Source organism: Staphylococcus sp. EG-SA-17 (assembly GCF_017151845.1).
GTDB classification, from domain to species: Bacteria; Bacillota; Bacilli; order Staphylococcales; family Staphylococcaceae; genus Staphylococcus; species Staphylococcus aureus.
Genome location: NZ_JACVZO010000011.1, coordinates 34,205 through 50,754 on the forward strand (window position 1 = coordinate 34,205; position 16,550 = coordinate 50,754).

At 31.3% G+C, this 16,550-nt stretch carries 22 protein-coding genes; 10 read left to right on the plus strand and 12 right to left on the minus strand.

Annotation, left to right across the window (positions count from 1 at the left end; all coding sequences use genetic code 11):
• Positions 1 to 231: 231 nt before the first annotated feature.
• From IDG65_RS07065 to IDG65_RS07100, 8 genes are all read right to left on the minus strand, one after another.
• A complete protein-coding gene (locus tag IDG65_RS07065) occupies positions 232 to 1,941 on the minus strand; it encodes a DUF927 domain-containing protein (protein ID WP_000447451.1) in 1,710 nt (569 codons plus the stop codon).
• Between the two features lie 13 nt (positions 1,942 to 1,954).
• Entirely contained in the window at positions 1,955 to 2,824 is an 870-nt protein-coding gene (locus IDG65_RS07070) for a primase alpha helix C-terminal domain-containing protein (RefSeq protein ID WP_001002721.1), read from the minus strand.
• A 63-nt stretch (positions 2,825 to 2,887) separates the two neighbouring features.
• Positions 2,888 to 3,205, minus strand: coding sequence for a type II toxin-antitoxin system toxin TscT (tscT, locus tag IDG65_RS07075; protein WP_001103930.1), 318 nt, complete (start codon positions 3,203 to 3,205; stop codon positions 2,888 to 2,890).
• Positions 3,206 to 3,589, minus strand: coding sequence for a hypothetical protein (locus IDG65_RS07080; protein ID WP_000403839.1), 384 nt, complete (start codon positions 3,587 to 3,589; stop codon positions 3,206 to 3,208).
• 1 nt (position 3,590) lies between these two features.
• On the minus strand, positions 3,591 to 3,794 hold the full coding sequence (locus IDG65_RS07085) for a hypothetical protein (protein ID WP_001231378.1): 204 nt from the start codon (positions 3,792 to 3,794) through the stop codon (positions 3,591 to 3,593).
• Positions 3,779 to 3,934 (minus strand): hypothetical protein, encoded by a 156-nt coding sequence (locus tag IDG65_RS07090; protein ID WP_000708433.1) that lies wholly within the window; start codon positions 3,932 to 3,934, stop codon positions 3,779 to 3,781. Before IDG65_RS07090 ends, IDG65_RS07085 begins: the two co-directional genes overlap by 16 nt.
• Positions 3,931 to 4,248: a helix-turn-helix domain-containing protein gene (locus IDG65_RS07095; RefSeq protein WP_000481967.1), complete on the minus strand. Its 318-nt coding sequence runs from the start codon at positions 4,246 to 4,248 to the stop codon at positions 3,931 to 3,933. Before IDG65_RS07095 ends, IDG65_RS07090 begins: the two co-directional genes overlap by 4 nt.
• Before the next feature lie 4 nt (positions 4,249 to 4,252).
• Entirely contained in the window at positions 4,253 to 4,471 is a 219-nt protein-coding gene (locus IDG65_RS07100; protein WP_000153640.1) for a helix-turn-helix domain-containing protein, read from the minus strand.
• Positions 4,472 to 4,643: 172 nt separating this feature from the next.
• On the opposite strand from IDG65_RS07100, the gene IDG65_RS07105 reads away from it, so the two are divergent.
• Both IDG65_RS07105 and IDG65_RS07110 read left to right on the plus strand, forming a co-directional pair.
• Positions 4,644 to 5,318, plus strand: a complete 675-nt coding sequence (locus tag IDG65_RS07105; RefSeq protein ID WP_000620857.1) for a helix-turn-helix domain-containing protein — start codon at positions 4,644 to 4,646, stop codon at positions 5,316 to 5,318.
• Between the two features lie 13 nt (positions 5,319 to 5,331).
• Complete coding sequence (locus IDG65_RS07110; protein ID WP_000179345.1) at positions 5,332 to 6,504, plus strand: tyrosine-type recombinase/integrase; 1,173 nt, start codon at positions 5,332 to 5,334, stop codon at positions 6,502 to 6,504.
• A 68-nt stretch (positions 6,505 to 6,572) separates the two neighbouring features.
• On the opposite strand, the gene groL is transcribed toward IDG65_RS07110, so the two are convergent.
• Positions 6,573 to 8,189, minus strand: a complete 1,617-nt coding sequence (gene groL, locus IDG65_RS07115) for a chaperonin GroEL (RefSeq protein ID WP_000240649.1) — start codon at positions 8,187 to 8,189, stop codon at positions 6,573 to 6,575.
• Between the two features lie 75 nt (positions 8,190 to 8,264).
• A complete protein-coding gene (groES, locus tag IDG65_RS07120) occupies positions 8,265 to 8,549 on the minus strand; it encodes a co-chaperone GroES (protein ID WP_000917289.1) in 285 nt (94 codons plus the stop codon).
• 176 nt (positions 8,550 to 8,725) lie between these two features.
• Between groES and mroQ the strand changes: the two genes are divergently transcribed.
• Complete coding sequence (gene mroQ, locus IDG65_RS07125; protein ID WP_000197645.1) at positions 8,726 to 9,469, plus strand: CPBP family intramembrane glutamic endopeptidase MroQ; 744 nt, start codon at positions 8,726 to 8,728, stop codon at positions 9,467 to 9,469.
• A gap of 24 nt (positions 9,470 to 9,493) precedes the next feature.
• On the opposite strand, the gene IDG65_RS07130 is transcribed toward mroQ, so the two are convergent.
• Positions 9,494 to 10,753: an SdrH family protein gene (locus IDG65_RS07130; protein ID WP_000120317.1), complete on the minus strand. Its 1,260-nt coding sequence runs from the start codon at positions 10,751 to 10,753 to the stop codon at positions 9,494 to 9,496.
• 196 nt (positions 10,754 to 10,949) lie between these two features.
• Here IDG65_RS07130 and IDG65_RS07135 point away from each other — a divergent pair, with 196 nt between their 5' ends.
• Positions 10,950 to 11,576, plus strand: a complete 627-nt coding sequence (locus IDG65_RS07135; protein ID WP_000522384.1) for a nitroreductase family protein — start codon at positions 10,950 to 10,952, stop codon at positions 11,574 to 11,576.
• Positions 11,577 to 11,845: 269 nt separating this feature from the next.
• Positions 11,846 to 12,631 carry a carbon-nitrogen family hydrolase gene (locus IDG65_RS07140; RefSeq protein WP_000867943.1) on the plus strand — a complete coding sequence of 262 codons (786 nt, stop codon included), beginning with the start codon at positions 11,846 to 11,848 and terminating at the stop codon, positions 12,629 to 12,631.
• 598 nt (positions 12,632 to 13,229) lie between these two features.
• On the opposite strand, the gene hld is transcribed toward IDG65_RS07140, so the two are convergent.
• The gene (gene hld, locus IDG65_RS15125) at positions 13,230 to 13,310 is read right to left on the minus strand and encodes a delta-hemolysin (protein ID WP_000046022.1); all 81 of its coding nucleotides are present in this window, start codon (positions 13,308 to 13,310) and stop codon (positions 13,230 to 13,232) included.
• Between the two features lie 289 nt (positions 13,311 to 13,599).
• On the opposite strand from hld, the gene agrB reads away from it, so the two are divergent.
• From agrB to IDG65_RS07170, 5 genes are all read left to right on the plus strand, one after another.
• Complete coding sequence (gene agrB, locus IDG65_RS07150) at positions 13,600 to 14,169, plus strand: accessory gene regulator AgrB (RefSeq protein WP_001105713.1); 570 nt, start codon at positions 13,600 to 13,602, stop codon at positions 14,167 to 14,169.
• Positions 14,166 to 14,306 carry a cyclic lactone autoinducer peptide AIP-I precursor gene (gene agrD / locus IDG65_RS07155; RefSeq protein ID WP_001093929.1) on the plus strand — a complete coding sequence of 47 codons (141 nt, stop codon included), beginning with the start codon at positions 14,166 to 14,168 and terminating at the stop codon, positions 14,304 to 14,306. Before agrB ends, agrD begins: the two co-directional genes overlap by 4 nt.
• Before the next feature lie 24 nt (positions 14,307 to 14,330).
• Positions 14,331 to 15,623, plus strand: coding sequence for a quorum-sensing sensor histidine kinase AgrC (gene agrC, locus IDG65_RS07160; protein WP_001670396.1), 1,293 nt, complete (start codon positions 14,331 to 14,333; stop codon positions 15,621 to 15,623).
• Positions 15,624 to 15,641: 18 nt separating this feature from the next.
• Positions 15,642 to 16,358 (plus strand): quorum-sensing response regulator AgrA, encoded by a 717-nt coding sequence (gene agrA, locus IDG65_RS07165; protein ID WP_000688492.1) that lies wholly within the window; start codon positions 15,642 to 15,644, stop codon positions 16,356 to 16,358.
• 71 nt (positions 16,359 to 16,429) lie between these two features.
• Entirely contained in the window at positions 16,430 to 16,537 is a 108-nt protein-coding gene (locus tag IDG65_RS07170; RefSeq protein WP_031789494.1) for a hypothetical protein, read from the plus strand.
• Positions 16,538 to 16,550: the final 13 nt, after the last annotated feature.

Sequence of the window (16,550 nt, forward strand, 5' to 3'; positions counted from 1 at the left end):
CCATTGATATATAAACTTTAAATAAACTTAGTTCCCGTTGTACCCGTTAAAAATTTTCTATCATATATGGTATAAAGCTAACAACATTTGTTCGTTTTCAAATAATAAATAATAATATTATTTATTGGGAACTTCGGGAACTATTAACTTTAATTGCTTGTGGTTAAAGTAGTCTTATAGTTCCCGTTTGTATGTTTTTCGCGGGAACTTATCGGGAACTTTGGGAACTATTTAATAATCTGAATAAGGATTATGAGAATTCGAGAAATCAAATCCTAATTCTTCAAGCATTTCTTTGTTTATAGCAAATCCTCTATACTTAATGTTTTTGTGACTCACCTTTTTTTGCAAGCGATCTTTTTCACCTTTAATTAAATATCCTTTTTTGCCCCATTGACCTGTTATAGTCTGCATTTCATGACCTAATTTATCGTGTACAGTTTGACCTAATATACATAAATAATCACGTTTATATATAGCTTTGATGTCACCATTTTTGACTGAACTATAGCCATCACCAGCGATATTATTTCTATTTGCATCTAAATATTGTAATAGTTCCTCTAACAGTTGCTTAGGTTTATCAATCGTCTTATTGTTTTTAACCATGCTGTCATAGGCTTGTTCGATAATTTTAAAATGGTCATGTTCAAACCCATCAATATCATTCAAAACCTCACCGGTAACTTGTAGTAACGCAAAGGCACGTCCTAAACGTTGCATGATTTCATTACTACCTTTTTGATTAAAATACCGTTGATAGCTCTCAAAAGCGTTCTTATACACGTCTTTTTTAGACTCATATTGTTTAATAAATGCCAACCCTAACGTTCCATAGTTCTCCCTAAACGATTTGTCTAATGTGGTAAAATCAAAATTATCTGGATATGGTGGATCTTGTAGTGTAACTACACGTGCTGATACACCCGCTTTTTCATCAGCCATATTTGCGATAGATGATTCACCAGTAGAAATTAAAATATTTCGCCATTCTTTTTTAGCGTTTAGTGTTAAATTAATATTACTTCTTGATTTACTTTCACCACTAGAAAAGTTATATGTGGCACTGGTAACAAACTTAGGATGTGTATTACGTGTATCATCTTTAAACATTGGAAATGAGTTCAAAAATGATGCCATCGATTCAATACTATTTTGAGTAGAACTCCATGTCGTGATAAGGTCGCTCGTTCCCCAAACACTTGATACTAAGTTGAGTGTGAATGTTTTACCTGTAGATGTACTACCTGATATTTCTACAATAAAGGGCTGTAATCCAAATTCTCTTAATAAAACCGAACCTAAAGAGGCATATAACATAACCATTACCATTGGTAGATCTTTTATTTGACCGAACACTTTTTTAGAGTAACCTTCTAATGTTCCTTTGCTTTGAAAAGAGTCTATTAACTTTTGAAATCCTTTATCATTACTAAACAACTTGATATTGCTGTCTTTCATCACTTCTTGATAAGGATAAATAAAATAACCTTTCACATGCCCCAAACGCGTTGCAACTTTAACATTCAATGGTGGATTATACCGTTTAGATGCATTAATATAATCAACAAGTTTAGTAGATGTCGACGATGTTACATCCAGCTTTTTATTAACCAATTTCAAGAGTTGACGACTATCTGAAATTTCTTCGGCACTCACAGCTATATTTACTGGCGTTTTATTGTCATAGAAAAGCATATTAAAGCTGACTTCGTTACTCTCAATATCTTCAAAGCGTTCAGTGATTTGAGGGATTGTACTTGTGATAAAAACCTTTTTATCTGGCTCGCCTTCTTTTTTACTTGGTATAAGTTGATTTAAGGCAATACCGCATTGATGATGTTCAATTTCATAACCTTTTGGTATAATTTCTTGTAAGGCACTATCTTTTTTATTAATTTTTTCAATTTTATCAAGTACATCACTTTTACCTGTTTCCATACAAAGCCCCTTTCTAATTGTTATAGTGTTTATTTAATATCGATTGAAAAGTGGCGTTGATTTCTTGTTCTTTCATAGGTGGTTTACATGCGAATTGCCCCCATAGTAAAGCAAATGAATAAACAATATAATCATTAACGTGACATCTTAATAAATGCCCAATTAAGCTAGCTAGTGCATTGTTACGATTGCCTTCGGTTGTTCCAAAGCATAGCTCGCGCCAGTACTCACTATCGCGTCGAGTGTATCCTATGACATTAGGACTAGCATTTGATTGTTCAAACTCCTTCGACCACTGTTCGAGCATATCAACATTCATAATTGGACAGTCATTCACTCGCTTAATAAATATGTGTCCTTTTTGAATAACTGGTAACGCAAAACATCTACTTGGCTGATATGAACCTTCATCCACTTTATGGCCAATTTTATTTGCTAATACTTTTGTATATTTACGATAATCATCTGCACTTATTCGCTCATTTAGAGGGATATACAGGCGTATTCTAGCTTGTTCAGTTCTGTGCGAGTAACTTGTGTGCCAAAACCATGCAACATTGCTTAAAGCTGAGCTGATTGCTTCATGTAATTGCTTTAAATCATTTATTTCATCATAATCAAGTACAATCACATCTCTGTATATGACATTTTTATCGTTTCGATGCTTTTTGATAATTTCACCTTGATCATTTGCACCGTTTTTAATATCACCGTAAACAGCAACACCACGTGCATACTTATAATTTGCTTCTATAGGTACAGACAGTTTATTAACCAACTTACTCCAATTAATTTTTGAAAAGCTATTAAATGAACGTGAGTCTAAACTTTCATAATGTACCACTGAAACATGTGTGTCATATTCTAATTTAATTTCATTCATTTTTTGCACCTCTAGTGATTCACAGAGTAAAAAATGTTATAATAAACATGTGTAATTTCTAAATTACTCTGTGATTTTTAATTTTTGTGCGTCATCTGATACCTCGCCAAAGTTCTCAGATGATGCTTTTTCTATTTCATGAAATTTTTGTATAAGTTCACCGAATTCTTTTAAGTACACATGTAATAACTCAACTGTATGTTCATTTTGTATACGATGTTCTAAATAGCTAGCAGAAAAATTAATATGTTCCCGTTTTGTTTCTAATTCATTTTTTACAAATCTATCTTCAACAAACCAAGCATGTTTGATAGCTACATCATTGATTTTTTCTTTTACCGCTTCAATATCACACATTAAATCTTTAATTTCCCAATTCATTTATAATTCCTCCACTTCAATATTTCCCGCAATGTAATCTAATGCCCACTCTAACATTCCAATCACGTGTCCTTTGCGATCTGTTGTATGTTTGTGTTCACCTTTTTCATCTATGACACTATAACGGTAAACGTGTTGTGTTTCTTTCATGACATCACTTAGCGTCATTGTTACTTCATCAAGAATTAAAAATGCTTCATCTTCAAAATCTAATTCAGCAAGAATATTGAACAATCCATTATGAACTAACTTTAAAGCATATTCATATAATGCTTTATCCTGATAATGATAGTCCTTATCGGATTGAAACTTATCTTCCTCGTATAATACTACTTCTAATATTTTAACCACTTTTGATAATTGATATTTTTGTTTGATTTCCATCTTAACTACCTACTTTTTTCTTATTTTTAATTTCTGTAATTTTTGATAAATCCATTTCTAAACACACAACTTGAACATCTTTACTAACATCAGGAAAGTACTGTTCAAATACTTTTGGCGGTATATTTAACATTAAATTATGTTGAGTATCTTTAATGTTGTACCAGCCAACTACTGTTTTTGTAATAATCACTTGTTTTCGCACGTTGTAATCTCTCCTGTTAAATTACATCCTAAAGTTATTAGCCAAGCATAAACGCTAAAAGCAACATACATGTTAGATATTGCTAGTAATAATATTGTTAACAATGAAACTAAGCAGATATAAGTTAAGTAGATTTTCATTGCCTTGCCTCCAATAACTTTTTGATATTGACTTGTTTAAAGTCGTTATTCTGGATATTCATATGAGCAGTAAGCTGTTCCATGAATTCATCTACATCAGACTTTTTGAATCTGTACGTAGATCCGACCATATAATATTTCATGCCATTATTAATAAGTAATTCTTCAATAGTAGGCTTACTTAAATTCAGATAGTTAGACAACTCTTTGTAAGTCATAAAATATTTCTCTTTCGCTAATTCGTCCACACGTGCATTGATAGCCTGCTCAAGTAACTCACGTGCTTCATCTTCATCAATATTAATGTTGAACATTGGTTTATGCCTCCTTTACTTCAAATTCAAATAATTCATTTACCTCAACTTGTAAAACTTCTGCCATTTTCTTAGCTAATTTAGGGCTTGGAATCTTTTTACCATTAATAATTTGGCTTAAATAAGAAATTCCAACACCTGTTTCACGTGATAAATCAGATAAATTAAAGCCTTTTAAGAACATGGCTTCTTTAAACTTTCTAGTATTCGCTAAAATAGTCATAATTAAAATCCTCCTTCGTTTTTGACTGACTTCTCAATCAATTTATAACTTTATTATACATAATCGTTTTTCTTTTGCAATAGTTTTTCGACTGACTTCTCAATCATTTTTTATTTTTTTGTACATAAACGTCCAAAAAAATGCTATTATTAACATAATTAGGAGGTTTGTAATGATTAGAAATAGATTGTCTGAACTACTGTCAGAAAGAGGACTAAAAATATCTCGTGTTGCAAAAGATGTAAAAATAGCAAGAAGTTCACTTACTTCAATGGCACAAAATGATTCTGAAATGATAAGATATGATGCTATAGATAAATTATGTAGTTATCTGCACATATCTCCTTCAGAATTTTTTGAACATAATCCGATCAATTTTGACTTTACTTTTGATGAAGAACCGAATTATAAAATTAATGATGTTTTCGAGGGATTTGAAGTAACTGCAAACATTACTCACGCTTTTTCGATTGAAAATTTTGACTTTGAAATTTTAGTAGACGTCGAATTAGATAATAGGCAAAAATTAAATTTTGACTTAGACGTCTCATATAAAGAAACTGAAAAGATAACTAATTCACAACATAGATTTATTTTCACGATTAAAAATGAAGATGAAAATATCGGATTAAAAAAATACGTTGATAGTTTATCTGCAGGCCTTAAAAACTTGTTATTTAAAAAAATTAACCAAAAGTTAAGTGGGTATGTTTCTGAAATAATAGTAAAAAATATAGACGATATTGAAGAGCTTTTTCCAAATAAAGGCGAAAAAAGTACGACTCTACATAAAGAAATTTTACAAACTGATAGCCGTTTATCTAGTGATATTTTTAAAGAATATTAATCGAGGTGATCAAATGGCAAGTTATGAAAAACGCGGAAATACATGGCGCTATCGTATATCACTAGGAAAAGACGCAGAAACGGGCAAATATAAATATATTTCAAACTCAGGTTTTAAACGCAAATCAGACGCTAAACATCACGCTGAAATGGTTGAGCGTCAGTTAAGAAATGGCGATTATATCGCACCGTCCACATCTACATTTAAACAGGTTGCTGACGATTGGATATCACAATATGCTAACGAAGTAAAAGTAAGTAGTGTCAGAGCACGCGAGAAAGCCATAAACCACGCCATAGAACGCTTTAACAATAAACCAATACAAACTATCAATAAACATGAATATCAACGTTTTGTAAACGATATAAGCGCACAGTATAGCAAGAATTATGTTGATAGCATTATAGCCTCTACAAATATGATATTTAAGTACGCATACGATATGAAATTAATAAGAATAATGCCTAGCGAGGGTATTAAACGACCTAAAAAGAAAATTAGTGTGGAAGAATTAGAAGATACTGAGATACATAAAAAGTTTCTTGAAAAAGATGAATTATTTCAATTCCTGGAGGTTGCTAAAAATCACCATTCACCCCAAAACAGCTTTGAGGTGTTTTGTACATTAGCATATACAGGCATGCGTGCAGGTGAATTATTGGCATTGAAATGGTCTGATATAGACTTTGAGAATAACACAATCAATATTACAAAGACTTATTACAATCCGAATAACAATAAAAAGCAATTTCAAATACTTACACCAAAAACTGAAAGCTCAATCGGAAAAATTTCAGTGGATCCTCATGTGATTAAATTACTTAAAAATTATAAAACCGACGTGCAGGACACATGGAAAAACGAATTGTATGTAGATAATAATTTCGTTTTTACTGATGTTAACGGCTACCCTCTTGTAATTAAAAAACTACAATTATGGATAAAAGCTATACTTAAAAAGACTGACATAACTAATAAACAAATAAGCACTCATTCATTTCGTCATACTCATTGTGCGTTACTTATAGAGGCTGGTGTGCATATTAAGGAAATACAAGAACGCTTGCGCCATAAAGATATAAATACCACTATGAACATCTACGCTAAGATTACGAACTCATACAAAAAAGACGCTTCTCAAAAGTTTAGTAAACTCATGGAAAACGTCTCAAAAGATTTATTTTAAAATTTCTATGACCAAATTATGACCACCCAATATTACAAACGTTATAAAATCGGCGTTTAACAGTCATTTTACATCATTCCTGGCATGCCACCCATGTTAGGTTGGTCATTATTTTTTTCTGGAATTGATGCTACAACCGCTTCAGTCGTTAAGAACATTGCTGCAACACTTGCTGCATGTTGTAATGCTGAGCGTGTTACTTTAGTTGGATCAACGATACCTGCTTCTAACATATTAACCCACTCGTTTGTAGCAGCGTTAAAACCAACACCCGGCTCTGCGTTTTTCAAACGTTCTACAATAACAGAACCTTCTAATCCTGCATTTTCAGCAATTTGACGAACTGGTGCAGTTAGTGCTTTAAGTACAATATTTACACCTGTTTCAATGTCACCTTCTGCTTCAATTTCACTTACTTTTTGGTAAACATTTACTAATGCAGTACCACCACCTGCAACAATACCTTCTTCAACTGCTGCACGTGTAGAATTTAATGCATCTTCAATACGTAATTTACGTTCTTTAAGCTCTGTTTCACTTGCTGCACCTACTTTAATAACTGCAACACCACCTGCTAATTTAGCTAAGCGCTCTTGTAATTTTTCACGATCAAAGTCAGATTCAGTTTCTTCAATTTGAGATTTCAATTGGCTTACGCGTGAATCAATGCTGTTTTCGTCACCGTCACCATCAACAACAGTGGTATTATCTTTAGTTACTTCTACTTTACTTGCAGTACCTAACATATCAATTGATGCATCTTTTAAATCTAAGCCTAAATCATCAGTAATCACTTGCGCACCAGTTAAAATAGCTAAATCTTCTAACATTGCTTTACGACGATCACCGAAACCAGGCGCCTTTACTGCAACAGCTGTAAATGTGCCACGCATACGGTTTAGCACGATATTTGTTAATGCATCGCCTTCAACTTCATCAGCTACAATTAAGATTGGACGATTAGATTGAACCACTTGTTCTAATAAAGGTAAGATATCTTGGAAAGACGAGATTTTCTTATCTGTCACTAAAATATATGGGCGTTCTAATTCAGCGACCATTTTATCTGAATCAGTAACCATATACGGTGATTGATAACCACGATCAAATTGCATACCTTCAACCACTTCAAGTTCTGTATTCAAGCCATTTGACTCTTCAATTGTAATGACACCATCATTACCTACTTTTTCCATAGCTTCAGAAATATAACGTCCAATTTCTTCATCTGCTGCAGAAATTGCACCTACTTGCGCAATTTCATTTTTATTTTCAACTTTTTGAGAATTTTCATGTAACGCTTCAACAGCAACTTTAACTGCTTTGTCGATACCTTGTCGTAAACCAACTGGGTTCGCACCACTTGTAACATTTTTCAAGCCTTCTTGAATCATTGCTTGAGCTAATACTGTTGCAGTTGTCGTACCGTCACCAGCAATTTCATTTGTCTTATTTGCGACTTCTTGAACTAGTTTAGCCCCCATATTTTCATATGGATCTTCTAATTCGATTTCTTTAGCAATCGTTACACCATCGTTCGTAATTAAAGGTGCTGTAAACTCTTTATCTAATACAACATTACGTCCTTTAGGACCAATCGTTACTTTAACTGCATTTGCAAGTTGGTCAACACCACGTAACATTGCTTGACGTGCATCTTCAGAGAATTTCAATTGTTTAACCATAAATGATAAACCTCCATTTGTTTAGTTGTGTTTCATTTTCGTTCTTTTTAATTTATTTATGAATTAAGTTCTGTATTATTCAATAACTGCTAAAATATCTTCTTCATTTAATACCAGATATGTTTCATTATCTCGTTTAACTTCTGTACCAGCATATTGTTGGAACACGACACGGTCCCCTTCTTTCACTTCAGGAGTCACTCTTGTACCATCATTTAATAGACGTCCAGTTCCTACTGCAACGATAACGCCTTCGTTTGATTTTTCTTTAGCACTATCAGTTAAAACAATACCACTTTTAGTTGTTTGTTCTTGTTCTTTTTTCTCAATAATCACACGATTTCCAATTGGTTTTAGCATGATTGTTCCTCCTTAAAAAAACCTAAAGTTTAGCACTTAACATTAAAGAGTGCTAACATACATTTATAATAATCAAATTTGGTCAAAATTTCAAGTCATAACCTTTTAATTAAGTTTTGTAACTTCAAGTTATTTAAGATAAAATAAGTTATAAATAAAATATGTGGAGGAAAATTATGACAAGACTATGGGCATCATTGCTAACTGTTATTATATATTTATTGTCGCAATTTTTACCGGCAGTCATTGTAAACACAACACAATTTGCACAATATAGTGATTTGGAACAACTTAAAGCCGGCATCTATATTCAACTCGTTCTATTTTTAATTGCGGCTACTACGATTATTTTTATTAATTTTAAAATCAAAGACCCTACAAGATTAGAATCTGAAGTAAAGGAACCTAATAAATACATTATTCCATGGGCATTACTTGGATTTGCACTTGTCATGGTTTATCAATTTATAGTGAGCATTGTATTAACGCAAATTTATGGTGGACAACAAGTAAGTCCTAATACAGAAAAGATAATTATTATTGCTCGAAAAATACCTATATTTATCTTCTTTGTATCTATTATTGGTCCTTTATTAGAAGAATATGTATTCAGAAAAGTAATCTTTGGAGAATTATTTAATGCGATTAAAGGTAGTCGTATCGTGGCATTTATTATTGCTACAACAGTAAGTTCATTAATATTTGCATTAGCACATAATGATTTCAAATTTATTCCAGTTTATTTTGGTATGGGTGTCATTTTTTCATTAGCATATGTTTGGACAAAACGGATTGCTGTTCCAATTATTATCCATATGTTACAAAACGGATTTGTCGTTATATTCCAATTACTTAATCCTGAGGCTTTGAAAAAAGCCACGGAACAAGCGAATTTTATATATCACATTTTTATTCCATAATAAAAAAAACGAATCACACACGGATTATCGTCGCTGTGATTCGTTTTTATTTTTCTTTTTATTTCGCTTTACAAATAAGAATAGCATGATTGAAAATACCACCATCATAGAACATACAATTGCTAGCCAACTTTTACTATATGCAGTTGACGCACTTTTCTTATTATCTTCTTGTTTTTTAACTACTGTAAAATCGTCTTTTTCATGCGGTTCAAATGAACGGTGTTTTGAATCCGGCTTATCTTCGGGCTTTTTCAAATCTGGCATTGATCCAATTTCACCAGTAATTAATGCGAGTACCTGTTCATCTAAATTACGATAATATCGTTCTGATTTTAAAGGATTAAAATATTGGAACCTAAAATAGTTTGATTGTTGTTGTAATCCATTTAAATATGCATTTCCGCTGAAGTTTTGTTTTCGAATAATATTATAAATGTCTTCATCAGTAACTTCTCCATAATCTTTGCCCAACTTATTAATTTGATTTAAAATATACGGATTATACTTGTAAGCCCCATTCGCCAAGGCTAAAAATCGTTGGGATACAAAATCATTACCAGTAGTATTTTGTGAGTTTCCTTGATTTCCATTTGGTTGCCATTGACCTTGATTAGATCCATCTGAAGCATTTGGGTTCCATGTTCCCCCATTTTTCGAGCCACCAGAATGATTGGAATCCCCAGGTTGATCGGGATCTGGTGACGGGTTAGGATTTGGCTTATTAGGGTCTGGTTTTGGATTCGGATTTGGCTTTGGTTTATCTGGATCTGGTTTTGGATCTGGATTTGGCTTTGGTTTATCTGGGTCTGGTTTTGGATCTGGATTTGGTTTCGGGTTATCTGGATCTGGTTTTGGATCCGGATTTGGCTTTGGTTTATCTGGGTCTGGTTTTGGATCCGGTTTTGGTTTCGGGTTATCTGGATTTGGTTTTGGATTCGGACTTGGGTTTTGGTTATTTGAGTCTGGTTTTGAATCTGGACTTGGGTTTTGGTTGTTTGAGTCTGGCTTCACATTATTCGAATCAGGATTAGCATCACGACTATTCGAACCTGTTTCTTCATTACCCGTTTGATTTGATTTGTGAGGTGTCCCAGTCTCATTATTATTCATTTCACTATTTACTGATGGTGAAGTTATATTATGATTCAAATTAGTAGTTGGCTTTTCTCCATTTAAGTTATCCTTTGCTTCAACTGTGTGCGTTGCAAGCCCTAAACTACTACTACTTAAAATTAAAATACTTGTTGAAAGTAACATTTTCTTAAACCAATGATATGACATTTCACGAGACACCTCCCTTTTTCATGTAAGTATTAATCTAAGTATAATCAATATGCGTTGAAAATGCATTTATATTTGGAATTTGAAAATGAATATTAATATTCTTGAAATTTTCGTAAATATTACTTTGCAAGTTCGAGTATAAATTTTATACTTAGTCTATTAAGTATTCTTTACTAAAGAAGGAGCAATAATTATGGGTTTATTTAAAAAAGATAAAAAAGCAATGACTTTTGACAATGCAATGGAAGAAAGACGTTCAATATATAATTTGAAAGATTCGATATCAATTAGCGATGACGAATTAGAATCAATGATTGCACATGCAGTTAAACATGTTCCTTCATCATTTAATTCTCAATCAACTAGAATTGTTCTCTTGTTAAATGACAACAATAATAAATTTTGGGATAACACAAAAGCAATTTTAAAAGAAGTCATGGGAGAGAATCGTGATTTCGAGCCAACTGAACAAAAAATTGATAACTTCAAACATTCATACGGCACAATTTTGTTTTATGAAGATCAAGATGTTGTAAGTGGTTTACAAGAACAAATGCCAAACTACTATGATAATTTTGCAATATGGTCAACTCAAACAAATGCCATGCATCAATTTGCAATTTGGACTGCATTAGCTACTAAAGGCATAGGTGCTTCATTACAACACTATAATCCACTTGTTGATGAGATGACTTCAAATGAATTTAATATTCCTAAAAGTTGGAAACTTATTGCTCAAATGCCATTTGGTGATATTCGTGAAGCTGCTGGTGAAAAAACATTTAATCCAGTGGAAGATCGTTTCGTAATAAAAAAATAATCAATATTTTGTTAGGAATGGTACAGAAATGATAAAGAATCATTAGTTATCCATTATGTAGTAGTTCTTACACATTAGCCGCTGCTAATGTGCACTTAAGAATAGGAATACATGAGTAAAACTCATGTATAAGAAATACTAATTTCTAAAGAAAAAGTATTTCTTTATGTTAGAGCCTAGGACTTTGATTTTATGTCCTGGGCTCGTTTTTTGCGTTTCAACATAACTTTTAGTAAGTTATATATAAGATCTATCAAGGATGTGATGTTATGAAAGTCCAAATTTATCAATTACCGATTATTTTTGGAGATAGTTCTAAAAATGAAATTCAAATAACGCAATGGTTCGAAAAAAATATGAATGCTGAAGTAGATGTAGTCGTTTTACCTGAAATGTGGAATAATGGCTATGATTTAGAGCATTTAAATGAAAAAGCAGATAATAATCTAGGACAAAGTTTTTCATTTATTAAACATTTAGCTGAAAAATATAAAGTCGATATCGTAGCTGGGTCAGTTTCTAACATTAGAAACAATCAAATATTTAATACAGCTTTTAGTGTGAATAAAAGTGGCCAGCTGATTAATGAATACGACAAAGTTCATTTAGTTCCTATGTTAAGAGAGCATGAATTTTTAACCGCTGGCGAAAACGTAGCTGAACCTTTTCAATTGTCTAACGGTACTTATGTGACCCAACTTATCTGTTATGATTTACGTTTTCCAGAATTATTAAGATATCCTGCTCGTAGTGGTGCTAAAATTGCATTTTATGTGGCGCAATGGCCTATGTCACGTCTTCAACATTGGCATTCATTACTAAAGGCACGTGCAATTGAAAATAATATGTTTGTCATTGGAACTAATAGCACTGGATTCGATGGTAACACAGAATATGCTGGTCATTCGATAGTTATAAATCCAAACGGAGATTTAGTTGGAGAATTAAATGAATCCGCAGATATTTTGACTGTAGATTTAAACTTAAATGAAGTAGAACAGCAACGCGAAAATATACCTGTATTTAAAAGTATTAAATTAGATTTGTATAAATAAGAAGCGCCTGAAATAATATTTAACACATGTCATGACTAAACATAGATTTATGAGAGATTTTTCATAAGTCTATGTTTATTTTTTATAATAGATAACTCAGTAAGAATCCATTTCGCCCTTTGCAAATGAATGATTTTCTTAATTAAATTGATTAATTTTTTGACCTTTTCCAACATTAGACTTATTTATATATTTTAACGGTGGGTCTCATAATGAGGATTAACTCTCCCCTTCTTTATTACAATAAAAAAGGCCGCGAGCTTGGGAGGGGCTCACGACCATACTTATTATTAAGGGAATGTTTTACAGTTATTTTTTCAATCTATTTTTGGGGATGTTATTAATTATGAAAAAAATTTTATTTATCAAATAATGATAAATCGATGTTGTTTACGATAGCTTACATGCTAGAAATAATTATCTGTAATGATAATTAAGAAAAATACATAGCACTGAGTCCAAGGAAACTAACTCTACTAGCAAATGTTACTCACTTGCTAATTTTACATGGTTATTAAGTTGGGATGGCTTAATAACTCATACTTTTAGTACTATACGAAGATAACAAATTTACAATGAAAGTAATTAATTATTCATCTTATTTTTTAGTGAATTTGTTCACTGTGTCGATAATCCATTTTACTAAGTCACCGATTGTTGAAATGATATCTTGTGCCATTGAAATCACTCCTTCCTTAATTAAGATAAAAATTCTTAAAATTAAACAACTCATCAACTATTTTCCATCACATCTCTGTGATCTAGTTATATTAAAACATGCTAAAAGCATTTATTTTCCAATTTTTCTTAACTAGTCGTTTTTTATTCTTAACTGTAAATTTTTTTATGTTAAAATATTAAATACAAATTACATTTAACAGTTAAGTATTTATTTACTACAGTTAGGCAATATAATGATAAAAGATTGTACTAAATCGTATAATGACAGTGAGGAGAGTGGTGTAAAATTGAATTATTTTGATAACAAAATTGACCAGTTTGCCACGTATCTTCAAAAGAGAAATAACTTAGATCATATTCAATTTTTGCAAGTACGATTAGGGATGCAGGTCTTAGCTAAAAATATAGGTAAATTAATTGTTATGTATACTCTTGCCTATATTTTAAACATTTTTCTGTTTACGTTAATTACGAATTTAACATTTTACTTAATAAGAAGACATGCACATGGTGCACATGCACCTTCTTCCTTTTGGTGTTATGTGGAAAGTATTTTATTATTTATACTCTTACCTTTAGTAATAGTAAATTTTCATATTAATCCATTAATTATGATTATTTTAACAGTTATTTCTTTAGGTATAATCTCAGTATATGCTCCTGCAGCAACTAAAAAGAAGCCCATTCCTGTGCGACTTATTAAACGAAAAAAATATTATGCGATTATTGTTAGTTTAACCTTTTTCATTATCACACTTATCATCAAAGAGCCATTTGCCCAATTCATTCAATTAGGCATCATAATAGAAGCTATTACATTATTACCTATTTTCTTTATTAAGGAGGACTTAAAATGAATACATTATTTAACTTATTTTTTGATTTTATTACTGGGATTTTAAAAAACATTGGTAACATCGCAGCTTATAGTACTTGTGACTTCATAATGGATGAAGTTGAAGTACCTAAAGAATTAACTCAATTACACGAATAATAAAAATAGAAAGTGTGATAGTAGGTGGAATTATTAAATAGTTATAATTTTGTTTTATTCGTATTAACTCAAATGATATTAATGTTTACAATACCAGCTATAATTAGTGGTATTAAGTACAGTAAACTTGATTATTTTTTCATCATAGTAATTTCGACATTATCGTTATTTCTATTTAAAATGTTTGATAGCGCGTCCTTAATCATATTAACTTCATTTATTATTATAATGTATTTTGTCAAAATCAAATGGTATTCTATTTTGTTGATTATGACTTCGCAGATTATTCTGTACTGTGCTAACTACATGTATATAGTTATATATGCATATATCACCAAAATTTCTGATAGTATATTTGTAATATTCCCTAGCTTTTTTGTAGTTTATGTGACTATTAGTATACTATTCTCATATATAATAAATAGAGTTCTCAAAAAAATTAGCACACCATATCTAATACTAAACAAAGGATTTTTAATAGTTATTTCGACTATCTTACTGCTTACTTTTTCATTATTTTTCTTTTATTCACAAATAAACTCGGATGAAGCTAAAGTAATAAGGCAGTATTCTTTTATTTTTATTGGTATCACTATATTTTTAAGTATATTAACATTTGTTATTTCTCAATTTCTCCTTAAAGAGATGAAATATAAACGTAATCAAGAAGAAATTGAAACCTATTATGAATATACATTGAAGATTGAAGCTATCAACAACGAAATGCGCAAGTTCCGTCACGATTATGTCAATATCTTAACAACGCTTTCAGAATTCATTCGAGAAGATGACATGCCTGGCCTACGTGATTATTTCAATAAAAATATTGTACCTATGAAAGACAATTTACAAATGAATGCTATAAAATTAAATGGTATCGAGAATCTTAAAGTACGTGAAATTAAAGGCTTAATTACTGCGAAAATTTTACGTGCACAAGAAATGAATATTCCGATTAGTATAGAAATACCCGATGAAGTAAGTAGCATTAACTTGAATATGATCGATTTAAGTCGCAGTATTGGTATTATTCTTGATAATGCAATTGAGGCATCAACTGAAATTGATGACCCTATCATTCGCGTTGCATTTATTGAAAGTGAAAATTCAGTAACGTTTATTGTTATGAATAAATGCGCTGATGATATACCACGCATTCATGAATTGTTCCAAGAAAGTTTTTCTACTAAAGGTGAAGGTCGTGGTTTAGGTCTATCAACTTTAAAAGAAATTGCTGATAATGCAGACAATGTCTTATTAGATACAATTATCGAAAATGGTTTCTTTATTCAAAAAGTTGAAATTATTAACAACTAGCCATAAGGATGTGAATGTATGAAAATTTTCATTTGCGAAGACGATCCAAAACAAAGAGAAAACATGGTTACCATTATTAAAAATTATATAATGATAGAAGAAAAGCCTATGGAAATTGCCCTCGCAACTGATAATCCTTATGAGGTGCTTGAGCAAGCTAAAAATATGAATGACATAGGCTGTTACTTTTTAGATATTCAACTTTCAACTGATATTAATGGTATCAAATTAGGCAGTGAAATCCGTAAGCATGACCCAGTTGGTAACATTATTTTCGTTACGAGTCATAGTGAACTTACGTATTTAACATTTGTCTACAAAGTTGCAGCGATGGATTTTATTTTTAAAGATGATCCAGCAGAATTAAGAACACGTATTATAGATTGTTTAGAAACTGCACATACACGCTTACAATTGTTGTCTAAAGATAATAGCGTTGAAACGATTGAATTAAAACGTGGCAGTAATTCAGTGTATGTTCAATATGATGATATTATGTTTTTTGAATCATCAACAAAATCTCACAGACTCATTGCCCATTTAGATAACCGTCAAATTGAATTTTATGGTAATTTAAAAGAACTGAGTCAATTAGATGATCGTTTCTTTAGATGTCATAATAGCTTTGTCGTCAATCGCCATAATATCGAATCTATAGATTCGAAAGAGCGCATTGTCTATTTTAAAAATAAAGAACACTGCTATGCATCGGTGAGAAACGTTAAAAAAATATAATAAGATAATAAAGTCAGTTAACGGCGTATTCAAATGTAAATCTTGTTGGATTTTAACAAGATAACTAGCAAATGCACTGTATAGCTGGCTTTTTAATTTTAATAGCAAAATTAAATATGACGCGTGAATTAAAAAATGATGTAACGTCTCTTTGTATACCTATTCCTATTACTACATAATTTATCAATTTCT